This window comes from Rhodopirellula sp. P2 (genome assembly GCF_028768465.1).
Taxonomy (GTDB): domain Bacteria; phylum Planctomycetota; class Planctomycetia; order Pirellulales; family Pirellulaceae; genus Rhodopirellula.
Genome location: NZ_CP118225.1, coordinates 1,818,088 through 1,832,849 on the forward strand (window position 1 = coordinate 1,818,088; position 14,762 = coordinate 1,832,849).

At 58.3% G+C, this 14,762-nt stretch carries 11 protein-coding genes; 6 read left to right on the top strand and 5 right to left on the bottom strand.

What is annotated here, in order from left to right; translation table 11 throughout:
* Positions 1-244 precede the first annotated feature (244 nt).
* The 3 genes from PSR62_RS06345 to PSR62_RS06355 are packed head-to-tail and all read left to right on the top strand — an operon-like array spanning position 245 to position 3,473.
* The gene (locus PSR62_RS06345) at positions 245-640 is read left to right on the top strand and encodes a GntR family transcriptional regulator (protein WP_274406972.1); all 396 of its coding nucleotides are present in this window, start codon (positions 245-247) and stop codon (positions 638-640) included.
* Entirely contained in the window at positions 637-1,632 is a 996-nt protein-coding gene (locus PSR62_RS06350) for an ABC transporter ATP-binding protein (protein ID WP_274406973.1), read from the top strand. Before PSR62_RS06345 ends, PSR62_RS06350 begins: the two co-directional genes overlap by 4 nt.
* Entirely contained in the window at positions 1,629-3,473 is a 1,845-nt protein-coding gene (locus PSR62_RS06355) for a hypothetical protein (protein WP_274406974.1), read from the top strand. Before PSR62_RS06350 ends, PSR62_RS06355 begins: the two co-directional genes overlap by 4 nt.
* A gap of 153 nt (positions 3,474-3,626) precedes the next feature.
* On the opposite strand, the gene PSR62_RS06360 is transcribed toward PSR62_RS06355, so the two are convergent.
* From PSR62_RS06360 to PSR62_RS06375, 4 genes are all read right to left on the bottom strand, one after another.
* The gene (locus PSR62_RS06360; RefSeq protein WP_338020142.1) at positions 3,627-6,035 is read right to left on the bottom strand and encodes a serine hydrolase; all 2,409 of its coding nucleotides are present in this window, start codon (positions 6,033-6,035) and stop codon (positions 3,627-3,629) included.
* 58 nt (positions 6,036-6,093) lie between these two features.
* Positions 6,094-7,143, bottom strand: coding sequence for a dipeptide epimerase (locus PSR62_RS06365; RefSeq protein WP_274406976.1), 1,050 nt, complete (start codon positions 7,141-7,143; stop codon positions 6,094-6,096).
* Positions 7,140-8,219: a DUF1611 domain-containing protein gene (locus tag PSR62_RS06370; RefSeq protein ID WP_274406977.1), complete on the bottom strand. Its 1,080-nt coding sequence runs from the start codon at positions 8,217-8,219 to the stop codon at positions 7,140-7,142. The genes PSR62_RS06365 and PSR62_RS06370 overlap by 4 nt, the downstream gene beginning before the upstream one ends.
* Before the next feature lie 196 nt (positions 8,220-8,415).
* A complete protein-coding gene (locus PSR62_RS06375) occupies positions 8,416-8,793 on the bottom strand; it encodes a hypothetical protein (protein WP_274406978.1) in 378 nt (125 codons plus the stop codon).
* Between the two features lie 194 nt (positions 8,794-8,987).
* Here PSR62_RS06375 and PSR62_RS06380 point away from each other — a divergent pair, with 194 nt between their 5' ends.
* The 3 genes from PSR62_RS06380 to PSR62_RS06390 are packed head-to-tail and all read left to right on the top strand — an operon-like array spanning position 8,988 to position 12,660.
* The gene (locus PSR62_RS06380) at positions 8,988-10,322 is read left to right on the top strand and encodes an MBL fold metallo-hydrolase (RefSeq protein ID WP_274406979.1); all 1,335 of its coding nucleotides are present in this window, start codon (positions 8,988-8,990) and stop codon (positions 10,320-10,322) included.
* Complete coding sequence (locus PSR62_RS06385; protein WP_274406980.1) at positions 10,319-11,752, top strand: NAD(P)/FAD-dependent oxidoreductase; 1,434 nt, start codon at positions 10,319-10,321, stop codon at positions 11,750-11,752. Before PSR62_RS06380 ends, PSR62_RS06385 begins: the two co-directional genes overlap by 4 nt.
* A 23-nt stretch (positions 11,753-11,775) precedes the next feature.
* Positions 11,776-12,660, top strand: coding sequence for an RAD55 family ATPase (locus PSR62_RS06390; RefSeq protein WP_274406981.1), 885 nt, complete (start codon positions 11,776-11,778; stop codon positions 12,658-12,660).
* Between the two features lie 117 nt (positions 12,661-12,777).
* On the opposite strand, the gene PSR62_RS06395 is transcribed toward PSR62_RS06390, so the two are convergent.
* Complete coding sequence (locus PSR62_RS06395; RefSeq protein WP_274406982.1) at positions 12,778-14,718, bottom strand: redoxin domain-containing protein; 1,941 nt, start codon at positions 14,716-14,718, stop codon at positions 12,778-12,780.
* Positions 14,719-14,762 lie beyond the last annotated feature (44 nt).

The window sequence follows — 14,762 nt, forward strand, 5'->3', positions numbered from 1 at the left end:
GCGCTCTCGCGCTCTCGCGCTCTCGCGCTCTCGCGCTCTCGCTCGATTGCTCGATTGCTCGATTGCTCGATTGCTCGATTGCTCGTGGTTTCGATTACGAGCACGAGCACCGGTCTTCGACCTGAGCACGAGTTTGGTTGCGAGTGCCGGTCTTCGACCTGGAGCCACGATTTGAAATTCTAGGAAAAACAGTTGACTCGCCGTCGGGACACCTGTATCAATGAGTTAATACAAGGGGTCAGTTATGCAGATTCATTTATCCGACGACGGCGTGCCGCTCTATCAACAGGTGGTCCAGCAGATTCGACATCGAATTCTGTCGGGCCAGCTTTCTGGTGGAGACGAGATGCCCGCCATCCGAACGTTGGCGGAGCGATTGCGCGTCAATCCGAACACCATCGCGCGAGCTTATCGCGAACTCGAACAAGCGGGCTTGGTCGAGAAACGTCGCACCCGAGGCACGTTTGTCTCGTCCTCGCCGACGTCGATGTCCGCGAAAGCGAAGCGGGAGGCGATCGAGCCCGCGATCGATCAATTGCTCGTGCTCTCGCAAGGGCTGGGCGTGGATGCCAAAGAATTGTCGCAATGGATTCTCCGTCGCGATGAAGAGTTGCAACGCAAACGGGGAGAAACGTCATGAACGATGTTCAAGAGTCGTCGGTGCAAGATGCCGTGGTGGTTGAAAACCTGAGTCAACGATTTGGCCGGACGGAGGCACTGAGCGATGTTTCGCTGAAGATCCCGCAAGGAACCGTGTTTGGGTTGTTGGGGCTGAACGGCGCCGGCAAGACCACTTTGCTGCGTCACTTGTTGGGGTTGCATCAACCGCGAGTCGGCAGGGTCCGCGTGCTGGGATGCAACCCGATCACCGATCGCGAAAAAGTGATGCGGCGAATGGGGTACCTTTCTGAAGAAGACAGCTTGCCGACTTGGATGCGAGTTCGTGATCTGACCCAGTTTTGCGAGGCGATCTATCCGACCTGGGATCGTGCGTACGCGGCGGAGTTGTGTGAATGGTTTGAGTTGTCACCGGACACCAAACTTCGTTCGCTCTCCAAGGGCGGCCGAGCGCGAGCGGGGTTGATTGCCGCAATCGCTCACAAGCCGGACTTGTTGGTTTTGGATGAACCCGGCAGCGGGCTGGATCCGCTCGCTCGCGATGACATTTTGCAAGCGATCATTCGAACGGTCAGCTTGGAAGGCCGGACCGTGATCTTCAGCAGCCACTTGCTCGACGAGGTCAGCCGGGTGTGTGACCAGGTCGCGATCATGCATCAGGGCAAACTGATTGAATCCATGCCGATGATGGCGGTCGACGAACGCTATGAAGAATGGATCTTGCGATCGCGTGACGAGACGATCACGACACAACACGCTCGGAGAGATTGTCCGGTGGAAGCAGGTTTGGGCTGGCATCAGGAAGACGGTGAATGGTCGCTGTTGGTGCCTCGGCAATCGGATTTGTCGCCGGCCGCGTTGCCGCCGGATTGGCAATGGATTGAAAGTCGTCATGTGACGCTGAAGCGATTGTTCGAAGCTCACGTGCGAGCCCCGCGGCAGTCAGCGACGACTGGGGATCCTTCAGGCCAAACGCCAGGTCGCGCGGCTGCCACGATGGAGTCGTTGTCATGAACGCATCATCCATTCAGCAATCGACCATTCAGCAATCGACGGTGACTGGTTCACCCGCGAATGACGGGTTCGTCAGCGACCATCGGAACGATTGGCAAAAGGACTGTCTTGCTGCGGCGAGATTGCTTTGGGCTCGCTGGGGCGGTGTGTGGCAAAAGCTGTGGGTGCTGTCACTGATTGGTGTCGCTTTGGCCGCGTGGATGCACCGATTGTTTGGGACGGATGTTTTGTTGGCTTCCAACGCCATCGCGGGAGTCATGGCGGTGACGCAAGCCCCGCTGCTGTTGTGGTCGATTTTCGCGATTGATTGGTCGGGACCGGATGTGGAGCGGAAAGCGTCCGGGTTCGATGCGTTTCTGCTGCGCAGTCCGATCCCATCGAGCCGATTGTTGCTGGTCGCCGCGGTGGCTCGACATGCGGCGATCGCAATCTCGTTGTTGATGATTGCGATCGCGATTGAACTTTCGATCGCGGACCGTAGCCAGCATGAGCGTTGGATCTATCTGGCATTGTGGATCTCGCTCGGCACCGGATCCATGGCAGTGTTAGCGTTCTGTTGGCGGCCATTCTCTTGGAACGGGTATCGAGTCCTCACTTTGCTGGTGCTGATTCCTACCGGATACATGGTGATGTGTTGGCCGTTCCTAGCACTGGATCCGGATCATCCGAAATGGTTGCTGCTCGCGTATTTTCCATGGCTGATGCTCTTGCTTTGGGGAGGAACTCTTTGGATCACGTATCGATCATTGGAGCTTGCCCGAGCCAACTCGTATGGACTGGATGATGCCGGTTCGATCACGGCGAGGATTCGTGAGTTCGCATCATCAATCGGCGAACGGATTCTCGGTGTGGGGGCGTCGGTTCGGAGAGGTGGGCAAGCGTCGGCGCTGGCGTGGTTTGACGGTCGTCAGTCACGGGCAATGCGCTGGTCCATCATCGCGTGGATTGGTGTGCCGACGCTCGTGTTGCTGGCCTGTTTGCCACTCAATTTTGCTTCCGTGGTGGTCGCTGGTTTGATCGTGCTGACTTACACCGCGTTGTCGACAGCGGGCGGTTGGGGAGAAGTCAGCGGCATGCGACGAGCGTCGCAGGGCAGGGCGATGCCGTTGTTGTTGGCGGTCAGCCCGGTTTCGCGAGAAGTTCTGGCCGCGATCAAAGTGTGGCGAACGATCCGGTTGGTGTGGCTGGCATCGTTGGTCACGTTTGGCGTGCTGGGGGCCTTTGCCATCCCGGCCAATCAGCCGGTGTGGAATCAATGGTCCGAGTCGATGGCGTCGGGGACCGGTGTGAGTTCCTTTGCGATGGGAGTTCGGGTGTCACTCGCGATTGCTCTGTTCTCAACCATGGTTTTGGTTGGATGCGGTGTGGCCATGCTGTGGTTGGCGTTGATGGCCGATCGCCGAGTCACCGCCGCGGTCACTTTTGTGGTCAGCGTTGGTTTTCTCTGGGGGGCCTTTCGATTGGGATCGTGGTTTGTCAGCCAAAGTGAGTGGGAGGTCATGCTGCAAGAGTTTCGACTTGGCGTTTTGCAGATTCTAACTTGGGTCACGTGGTTGCTGTGGGCGAAGCTGGCCACGGTCGTGGTGGCGTTCGTGCAGGCCATTCGGCAACCGGGAACGCCCAAAGCTTGGATTGCAAAATCAGTCGCGGTGTGGTGTCTCACCGTTGTGTTGCTTTCCGCTGTTTTGATGGGGGTGTTGCCCCAGCAAATCGTCTTGAGCGAATCGTGGGGAACCTGGACACCCACTTTCTTACCGGTCGCGATGGTGATCGCTTTGGTGATGCCGCTGGCGAGAGTTTTGATTCTGCCATGGGCCGTCGGGCGTGACCTTCACCGATGAGTTGTTGTCGACGCAATGGAGGTCGTGCAGTTTTCAAATGTTGTGTTGCAATGCCTCCCCCAAAACTTCGTTTCGGGAGAGGTGCTCAAATGCTGAAACTTGCTAAAACGCGGCCTCGATCAACGGCACGACCTCAATGGAGTGGTGTGGCCTTCAGTTGGGAATCTCTTCGAAGGGGAGATTGCCGATTCGGTACTGTTGCCAGCCGTCGAAATCGAAGTGCCACCATTCGTACTCGTAAACCTGAAAACCGGCTGACTCCATTGCTCGTCGAAGCAGGCCGCGGTAGTAACGCTGTCTCTGGGTGCCACCGGGGTACAGTGGGAAGGAACGTTTGCTGAACTCGTCGTACCCGGAAACCATTGGGATGGGATCGCGAGTGGAGCGGTCGAACAAGGTTAGGTCGAGCGCGCAGCCTCGATTGTGGCGAGAGCCCTGCGCTGGGTTGGCGACAAAGTCCTTCATTTCGCTGGGGGTCGCATCCCAGAACATCTTGGTCACTCGCCAGGGGCGATACGCGTCATGGATCAGCAGGCCCAGGTTTTGTTTCGCCAATTCCTGGTGCACCTTCGCGGCGGCTTCGGCGGCGGGGCGCTGAGCGAACGCCCGTGGTTGCTGGTAGAAGACCGTGTCCATGAAGTTGTTGGTCGTCGCGTACCGAATGTCCAGTTCGATGCTGGGGTCAATCGAAGTCAGTTCGGTCAGATCCGTCGGGCGGAAGTTGCCTTCTTCATGAGGAGGTTTCGCGGCATCGGCGAGCTCACGCAGTTTTTCGACCGGAAGTTCACGCTTGATTTTGAAGGTCTCGCCAGCTTTGGTTCCCACCTCGCGTTTTTGAAAGGCGACCTGGGCGGCAATGACTTCTGTGATTTCGCCTGAACCATCGCGGTTGAAGATCAATTCTTCGCCGTGATAGAGCCCGTGATCGGGGAACGCGAAGCGATACTGGCTCACTTGGGTGAGCGGGTAGTAATAGAACCACTCGATCAATGCGTGCAGTTGTCCATGGCGTTCGAGGATGTAGAGCGTGTTGTGGTCCCAGCCGTACTCCCCGACGAGATCACGCCATTCGTCGCGAATTTCTGGTGGGGGAGCGTTGGAGAGCCGCGTGTAGGTCGCATCGTCGATGACCAGGTACGTTTGGTCTTGTTGAATACGGGGGCCAAACCCAAAGCGATCGTCCAGGACCAGTTCGCCCGTGTCCGAACGGCTGCGGATTTCTCGTTGGAATGTTCCTTTCCACAGCAGCAGGCGATCGCCGATCCAGTCCACGGTCACTGTTCGAGAGGCATCGCCGGGCATGGAGGAGTAGACGCCAGCCAAACTGCGGGCTCGCGAGCGGGGCACCGGGACGGTCGAAATGAGTGGCGTGGTTTCTTGATCGTTTCGGACGGCGAGCATGCCTTCGAGTGCCTGATCACAAATTCGCGTGATCCAGTTGTTCGTTCCGTCCAGCGAACTGGCGGCGATGACGGCGATGTTCTCGTCTGGCAAAATCTCGAGCTGGGTGGAGAAGCCATACACGGCTCCTCCATGGCCGACGCGGCGATGTCCTTGGAAGTCGCTGACGCGGAAACCGATTCCGTAGGGCAGTGGTTTTCCGTCGGGGGTCTCACCGGGCTGGAGCATTTCGGTGAGCGAAGCGTCCTCGAGAATCTTCGTGGGATGCTGTCCCATCACGAACAAGCTGAACTGTGCCAGGTCTTCGACGCTGGAATACAGGTTCCCGGCCGGACCGGTGCCGAGCAGGAATTCGGGGGCGGCAAACGCGGGACGGTCATAGCCCCACATCCAGCCAGCGGCGGTGTGTTCCGACAAGGCTTCGTTCTTTTCGAAGCTGGTGTGAGTCATCCCCAGTGGTTCGAGCACGTGTTGTTGGACGTATTTCGGATGCGACACTCCAGCGGCCTCTTCAACCGCCAATCCGATGACCGATACGCCCGCGTTCGAATATTTGGTGCGAGTGCCGGGGGCGTAAACAGGCGGAGTGTCCGCCAGGCTGGCGACGGTTGCTTTCAGAGTGGGTTCGGTGGGATCGAAGTAGTTGCCCACCGGTGATTCGCGAACGATGCCGGCGCGGTGCTGAGTCAGTTGCCGTAGCGTGATTTTCGCGCTGTGCTCAGCATCGGCGATCTTGAATTCGGGCAGCACCTTTTGAACGGGTTGATCCAAATCCAGTTCGCCTTGTTCGACCAGTTGCATCAAGGCGACGTCGGTCAGCAACTTGGAGATCGAGCCGACTCGGTAGACCGTTTTCCCGGAAGCGGGAACGGTTTTGTCAGCATCTTGGAATCCGAACCCAGCGGACGAGACAACCTTTCCATCCGCCACCAACGCGATTGAGAAGCTGGGGATTTGCTTCTGTTCCATCTCGGAACGGATCGTTTGCGATAGTTGCTCGATCAGTTGGCGATAGTCATGGTCGACCGTGTTTGACGCGGCGGGCTGGTCGGCAGGCAGGGATGTCGAAGCCATGAGTGCCAATGCGATTCCTGCGAACCAGTTCTGGAAAGCGGGGAATCGTCTGGAAACGAAGTGACGGGAGAGCTGTTTGTGATTCATGATCGTGTGGAGTGGCTTGGTGAAACGACGCTCAGGAAGCAAAGGATTGCTGAGTGGTTCACTGGATCAGGAAGTGGGGCAGGGCGGTGGAGACCAATTCCGCACCGGTTCCCAGTTCCACAGGCATTTGGAGATGCCCGCGGGTGACTTCGACGCCGCGGGCAGGGCTGTCCGAGATCAGATTCGCCCCATCTAAATCGGCGAAATCGAGCAGCGGCGCGAGCTGGGCGGCTCCGCTGATGCCAATCGGCGATTCCACCATGCAGCCCACCATCGTGAGTTTTTCGCGGCGTCTGGCTTCGGTCAGCATCTTTCGAGCTGGGGTCAGCCCGCCGCACTTGCAAAGTTTGACGTTGATTCCGTGGAAGAATTCGAAGCAGGTTTCCAGATCGGCTTCGGTTTGGCAGTCCTCATCGGCGATGATCGGAAGCGAGGATTCTTCGAACACCCGTTGTTTGTCAGCGGGATCGGCGGAACGGGGCAGGGGTTGTTCGATGAATTGAACACCCAAGTGCCGGAGTTCTTTGGAATAGTCGATTGCCTGTTGAGCCGACCAGGCGCAGTTCGCATCAACGCGAAATGTGGCGGCGGTGCACTGGCGAAGCTGGCGGATGATTTCCAAATCGTGATCGGTGCCCAGTTTGATTTTGTAGAGGTCCCAACCGGAGTCGGCATCCAGCTTTCGCCGCATCTCTTCCATCGAATCGATGCCGATGGTGAAGCTGGACTGCAGGTCGGGGTTCCACGTCAGCCCCCAGTGGTGCCAAAGCGTTGCCCCGGAATTTCTCGCGTGCCAGTCATGGCTGGCCATGTCCAACGCCGACAGCGAGAACATGTCACCGCCGAGTCGTTCTGAGAGACGATGCCAATTGTTCTCGGGCGTGTCCTGGCAGCACATCGCGAGATCGTCCTCGCTCAGGCTTTTCAGAGCATCGCTCATCGCGGAAATGGTGTGGCCGTAGTAATCGTTGGCGGTGACTTCGCCGTAGCCCGTGATTCCAGTGTGTTCCAACGCGACGACCAGGCTGTCTTGGTACGTGATGGTTCCTCGTGAAATCGTGAACGGGTCACGCAGGGGCAAGCGGATTGCATGGAGGTTCAGCGTCACGCGCCGGTCTCCTGCAGGACGCTGGGAACGCATGCGGCTTGCAATTCCAGGGAAGCGCGAACCAGTTTGTCAGCACCGTCGCGGTAGACGTCGCAGGCTGGCAGGCCGAATCGATGTTCGGCTCGTTCGACTTCGCTTTTGGCTTCGCCAGGCGACAGGTTGCGAGTGTTGACGGAAACACCGATGAACTTGGACGGTCCACGCAAATTCGCGAGTTGCTCAATCGCGCGCATCTGTTGTTCCAGTGGTGGGATGGCGCATCCATCGAACCCTTTGACTTCCGTGCGACCGGCTTCGTAGCAGAACACCAGTCCCTGTGGGGCACAGCCATGAAGCAAGCCCAGCGTGACCGCGGAATAGGCCGGGTGGGAAATGCTGCCTTGCCCTTCCACGATCAGGAAATCCGCGTCGTCGTTGTCACGCACCAGGTATTCGACGGCACCGTTGACAAAGTCGGACACGACACAGTCCGCGGGAACCCCGCGACCGGAGATCATGATTCCGGTTTGGCCGGTCGCGAGGAAGCGAGAGGACTTGCCGATGGCTTGAAGGCCTCGGTCGATTTCGATCGTCGTGACCATCTTGCCGATGCTGCAATCATGCCCGACGGCATGGATGCGAACACACTCTTCACGAAAGGGTTGGCCGGTGGCCGTTTCTTTCCAGTGGTTCTTGCGGACATCGATGATTTGAGAACCCGACTGCTTGGCGAGTTGGCACCATTCGCTGTCCTCGGAAAGGAAGTCGTGGAGTCCTGAAACCACGTCGACGCCCGCGCGAATGGCGGCTTCCAGTTGAGGACGCCAGGCGTGGGGGAGTTTGCCTCCGGGAGGGGCGATGCCGATGTAGATCGCGTCGCAGTCCAATTCGGGAGACCACTGAGTGACGATGGGGGCCTCGCCAGCACCGAACAGCTCCGCAGAGGTTTTGCCCGCATGCTCTTGGTCGATCACCGCGACGATGTCAGGGCTGCGATAACGCAACAGGCTGATGGCGGTCTTGGCCAAGAATGGCGTCGAGGCACCATCGGTGAGGAGAGCGATTCGTCGATGCTGGGTTAACAACTGGATCTCCATCGATCAGGAGTTCGTGGAAAGGGGGCGGATCCACGACCGTCTTGGGATGGGGAGTTCCGTTCGTGGAGACTGTCCCAACCCAAGGGAATCGTCGAAGCCGTCTGGGATTCGAAATAGGCTAGCAACCGACTCGGATCGAGTCTTGCGCCGCTGCGTAAATCTGTTTCGAAAACGCGCACGGCGGGATTCGAGGAGATCACGCACGCCGCATCATTTGTTGCAGTCGATCGAGGGTGAGCACCATCTGGTTCCACTCCGCGACGACTTCCATGGTTGGCATTTCGGCACAGTCGTTGCGATCGTACCCGCGTTCACTGATACGGACTCGGCCGTCCAGGACTGCGACCGGTGTGGATCCAGCGGGCTGGTCGGGGGCTGTGCTAGCGGACTGGCAGTCTGGCGACTGGTTGGCTGGGGTGTTGTTGGTCCCGGATGCGGGCAGCGAGTCGTTGTCGTCGTCGGTCGGCAAGACTTGCTGCATGACTTGGTGGACTGCCCACAAAGCGGCTTTGCGAGCCGAGTCAGCGGCGACAACACTGCGAAAAGTACCTGATTGCACGTAAAACTTGGCCATGGGAGGTGTCCTGAGGTGTTTCGAAGGGGGGGAGAAGCGGCGACACCCATGACATCGGACGGTGGCGTGACACGTTTGGTCATCGGGCGGGATCTCGCTGCGGGCCCTCGACCCATTCCCCGCGTGGTAAAGTGCTGCGGTGATCTGACGGACCGCTCGCGTTGTTTCTCCTTGTCTTGCTTCTGATGTCGCTTATGAAATTGGTTCACCACGGTGCACACGACGGTGTCACTGGTTCTTGTCACCAACTTTGGATCGATGATTCCAAGAGTTTGTTGGTTGACTGTGGCTTGTTCCAAGGCGAAGACGCTCGGAAGAGGCCCAGCCCTGAGATTGAGTTTTCGCTGCGAGGAATCCAGGCACTGTTGCTGACGCATGTGCACATCGATCACGCGGGCCGGATTCCCTATTTGTTGGCGGCGGGATTCAATCATCCGATTCTGTGCAGTGTCCCGACGGCGAAGTTGTTGCCGCTGGTGATGGAAGACGCGTTGAAGATTGGATTCACGCGTTCGAAGCGGCTGATCAAGCAGTTTCTGCATCAGATTCGAAAGCTGTTGGTGCCGCTCCCGTACCATCAGTGGCATGACTGTCCTGGCGGGGTGAAGGTCCGGTTGTTGCCGGCCGGTCACGTGCTGGGGTCGACGATGTTCGAGATCGAATTGGCAGACGGTCGGCGGGCTGTTTTCAGTGGGGATGTGGGGGCGGGAACCAACCCGCTTTTGAATCCGCCGGTCAGTCCGGAGCGGGCCGATCTGTTGGTGCTCGAAAGCACTTACGGGGACCGGTTGCATCCCCCCAAGGCCGATCGGCAAGCGGAATTGGAGGCGGTCATTCGGCGAACGTTGGATGATTCGGGCGTGACCATCGTGCCGGCCTTTTCGCTGGGGCGTACCCAAGCGTTGTTGTATGAGCTCAACGCCATCTTTGAACGCATTCAAGAGACGGAGCATCGAACGCTGATGAAGCGAGTCGATGTGATTGTTGATTCGCCACTCGCTTCCCGCTTCACCGCTCTTTACAAGGAAATGAAATCGCACTGGGGCGAAGAGGCTCAGGTCACACTGGAAACCGATGATCAACCGCTGGTGTTTGAAAATCTAACGACGGTCGGCAGCCACACCGAACACAAAGAAACCGTTCGGTACTTGGCCAAACACAATTTGCCCGCGGTGGTGATTGCCGGAAGCGGCATGTGCACGGGAGGGCGGGTGGTCAACTACCTCAAGGAGTTCATTGGCCAAGAAGAGACCGACATCGTGTTTGCGGGCTATCAAGCGGGAGGCACCCCGGGGAATTACATCTCTCGCGGGAGCGATTGGGTGCGATTGGATGGCCGACGATACGACGTGCGAGCCAAAACGCATCAACTGACCGGGTACTCGGCTCACGGCGATCAGCAAGATTTAATCGCGTTGGTCGATGGAATGGCCGATGCACCCAAGGAGATTCGGTTGGTGCACGGCGACTACGCGGCCAAACGAGCGTTGACTCAAAAATTGACAGCCAAGGGTTACCACCTGATATGAGTGATCCAGAATCATTCACCGACCGATCATTCACGGAAACGTTGATCATCGGTGGAGGATTGGCCGGGCTGACTTGCGGTCGCGTGTTGGCAGAGGCGGGCCGCGAATTTCGAATTTTGGAAGCGACCGATCGGGTGGGTGGCCGTGTTCGCAGTGATGTGGTCGACGGGTTCACGCTGGACCATGGCTTTCAAGTTCTGCTGACCGCCTACCCCGCTTGCCGGCGTTTTTTGGATTATGACGCACTGCGGCTGCGTCCCTTCGAACCCGGGGCCTTGATCCGTCAAAACGGTCAGTTTCGGGTTTTGGGAGATCCCTGGCGAAGACCGGGGCAAGCGATCCCGTCGGCGATGAATCCGGTGGGTTCCTTGGCGGACAAGCTGCGGATCGCGAAATTGCGGCGGGACAGCTTGCGTGGTTCCTTGCAGGATTTGTACGAGCGACCAGCGTTGTCGACGATGGATCGCTTGCAAGCCGAAGGTTTCAGCGAACGAATCATCGACCAGTTCTTCCGTCCTTTTTTGGGCGGAGTCTTCTTGGACGAGTCGCTTTCGGTGTCCAGCCGGATGTTGGAGTTTGTCTTCCGGATGTTTGCCCGTGGCGAGATTGCCGTTCCCGCGGATGGAATGGCGGCGATTCCCCGGCAGTTGGCAGAATCGTTGCCGCGAGGATCGGTGCAATTTCGTACGACCGTGAAATCCATTGAGTCGCTTGCGGAATCGGAGCGGACCGCGGTCGGGAATGAGTTGCCAGCTCAGGCCAGGCACCGAGTGGTGTTGTCCGATGGAACGGCGGTGATGTGTCGGCACCTGGTGATCGCGACTCCTGGGAGTGCGGCGGCGAGGTTGTTGGGGATGAAGTCCATCGCGACGCCCTGGTTCGGAACGACCAATTTGTATTACGCGGCCGAGCAATCACCGGATGCTCATCGGTTGTTGATGTTGCGGGGCGATGAGTCGGGCCCGATTCAGAGTGCCGTTGTGTTGAGTGACGTCGCGCCGTCGTACGCGCCGCCTGGCAAGGCGTTGGTTTCGATCAGCGTCGACAGCGATCATGAGCCTGCGGACGGTCTGGACGACGAGGCTCTGGATTCTCGAGTGAGATCGCAATTGAAGGATTGGTTCGGGGAAGAGGCGATGCAGTGGAGCCTGCTGCGTGTTTTTCGGGTGCCCTATTCGCTGCCAAAAATGTCGCTGGACACCGTGGTGAAGTCACCTGCGTGGGAAGATTGGCGGCGGGCGAACTTGGGAGACGGCAATGTGTCTCTACCCGAAATGTCATCGGGTGCAGCTCCTTCCGCAGACGACAGCGGGGCAGGGCAGGGTAGGGCAGGGGTGTGGATCGCGGGCGATCACTGTCAAACGCCCAGCATTCAAGGGGCCATGGACAGCGGACGAATCGCTGCCGAGCATCTGCTTTTGAATCCGTAAAACCCCGCGAGTATGGACGCACCATGAGTCAGAGATTGCAAACAGGTATTCCCGCTTTGGACGAGATGCTGGGAGGAGGCCTGTTGCCCGGGACGATGACGGTCGTGTTGGGAGCAACTGGAATCGGTAAAACGCAGCTTGGGATTCAGTTCGCCAAACACGGGCAAGCCCAGGAAGGCGAACGCGGCATCGTGTTTGACCTGACCTCTCGTGGTGATTCTCAAAACCATTCCGAGTACGCCAAGCGGTTGGTGGAGTGGCAGTTGTCTGAGGCAGCGGACGAACCGGTCTCGTTGGCGGACGTGTGGAACCGCGAAAAAATGCGCCGTGACAGCATGCATCTGTTTCGCGATTCCGGCCGCCGGGTGACGTCCTCGGACATGGACGCGGATGATTGGCGTCGCTGGTCGTCCGAGCGAGCCAAGAAACTGGACCGCGCGATCGCGTTCTTTTACGGGAACTTTGCCCATGGGGTCCGGCGAGTGGTGATCGATGGGGTGGAGCCGGTCGATCGGGCGGCTGAATCCATCCAGTTCGAGATGATCGAATACATCCAGAATCAGATTCTCCGCAAGGAGCACGATTGGCTGGCGAGAGACCTGTTTCGCGTTCATTTTCGAGAAAACGCGGAGTCGATCGAGGCTCATGGCTACGACCACCAACAGCTGGGCAGCTTGCTGCTGGCAACCTCTCACGAGGTGATGTTGGACGACTTGATCGCTCGCCCGATTCAAAGTGGCGACGTGTTGTCCAATGCCAACACGATCATCTTGATGGGCAAAACTCGTGACGGAAACAAGATGGGGCGGGCGCTTTGCGTCGCGAAACATCGTGGCAGTTTCTGCGAGGAATCGATCGTCCCGTACCGGATCACGGAAGCCGGTTTGGTGGTCGGCGACGGCATCTGAGCGTCGTTGGGGGCCTGAGACGAGGAGGGCTTGGGGTGAACAAGCCTGCCTGTGCAAAAAAAATCGGTGAGCAACCCACGTTGCTCACCGATTGAAATTCGGCTGTGTCAGCGAAGTCTACTTCAGCAATTTCTCGATGGCGTCATCCAGTTCGGCGGCGCCGATGTTGTGATCCACCACGCGCCCTTTGGAATCGATCAGCATTGTGGTTGGCAGCGTTTGCACACCAAATTGTTTGGCCAGCGGGCTGCTTTCCAAGCCGCCGTCTGCGTGCAAGTGGATCCAAGGCAAGGCGTTCGTTTTCAGGAATTCGGACGCTTGTTCGAGTTGGTTGTCGATGTTGACTCCCACGATTTGCAGGCCGGCACGTTGGTAGCGAGCTTGCAGTCCACGCAGCAACTTCATGTCGTTTTTGCAGGGTTCGCACCAAGTCGCCCAGTAGTGGAGCACGACGGGACGGCCGCGAAGTGCACTCAAACGGAAGGCTTTGCCCTGAACCGTGCGGCCTTCGAGGTCAACTTCTTTGCCTTCGGATTCCAGTCGACGGACCGCACCAGCGGCGCGTTCAGCGGCTTCGGTGCCGCGGAAATCTTTGGCGACCTCTTTGTAGAATCGAAGGGCTTCGGCTTCTTTGTCCTCAAACTCTTTGCTGAGCGCCAATTGCAGTTTGGCGGCTGCCGTTTCCGGTGCTTGGGGGTACTGATCGGCAAATTCGGTCAGCTGTTCCAGCCACCAGACTTGGTTTTCCGCGAAGTCAGCGTCGCCGGTTTGGCGAGCGATGTACTCCGTCCCGATCAATTGATACTCGGTGTAAGCCCGCATGGCTTCGGACTGCGCGGCCTTGGAATCGCGGAACGAAGCGGCCAGCGTTTTCAGTCGTTTCAGGCCACCTGGGTAGGACCCGCTCTGGGTCGCCACGCTGACGGTGTCGACCAATTGGCGGGTCCAGGTATCGCGTTCGGCGGGAGTTTCCGCGGCGGCGATCAGTTTTTCAACGATGTCGGCACGGCGTTCGTTCAGCGTCGCGAGTGCTTTGGGATCGGCTTCGCCGACCATTTGCGAGTCAACCGCTTCGAGTGCACCGACCAGTTCTTGGGTCTTGGAGTTCCCGGCCGATGAGATGCCAGTGCCTGTGGTGGCCATGCCGCCTGGGGTAAAGAAATTGCCGTTGGACTGGGCGATTGGCTCGCCTGTTTCGGCCAGGACGGGCAGGTCGACCAGTTTCCAAGTGTCGTTGATGCGGATCACGGTTCCGACCAGCATTTGGCCCGATTGGCCGTTGGACTCGTACATGGCGACGGCATTTTCGTACGCCATCACGTCCTTTTTGACACCGATGTCATCTGCGGGGACGATCCCGGGAGTCGCCGCGGCGAACTGGATCCATTGGGATTGGGGCCCAATGGCACGTTGAGTGGCGGCAAACTTTTTGAAGTTGGAAGCGGCTCGCGAAGCCTTTTTGACCAGGCTTTCGAGGCGATCACCGGTCAGGCCGGCGGATTGCAGTTCTTTGGGGGAGGCAAGCAGCGTGACGAAGCGATTGCCATCGGAATGGGCCAATGATTCCACCAACTCTCGGGTGGTTTCTTCCGCGGAGATCATCTTCCAGCGATCGATTTGGCCATCTTCGTTTTCATCGATGCCCCAGCGAGTCCCACCGGTTCCCATCCAGCGGTACTGGTCCGCCTTGCCGTTGAAATTCGCATCCACATCGCGATAGACCTCGACACCGAACTGGAAATAGCACCACAGATCGACCTTTTTGTCGCCATTGGTATCGGCGAAACGTCGCAGCACCGTGCCATCCCCGGCGATGACCTCCCATCCTGACCAATCCTCTCGTTCGATATCGCGAACTTCGCATTGTTCGACGTCACCGGATTCGACTTGCTCGAATTCCACACCGTCTTGGACTGGTTTCAGCCCCAATGCGGCGGCGGCGGAAGGAGGAGCTGCGGATGCTGTTGTCGCCAGTAGACTGGAAAGGACGAGCGAACCGCCCCCGAGGACAAAGCCTCGAATCGACCAGGACGCGGGAAAACGGTTGTGTTTACTCATGGCAGCTAAACAAATCCTTCTGATTGACTTGCACATCGAAATGG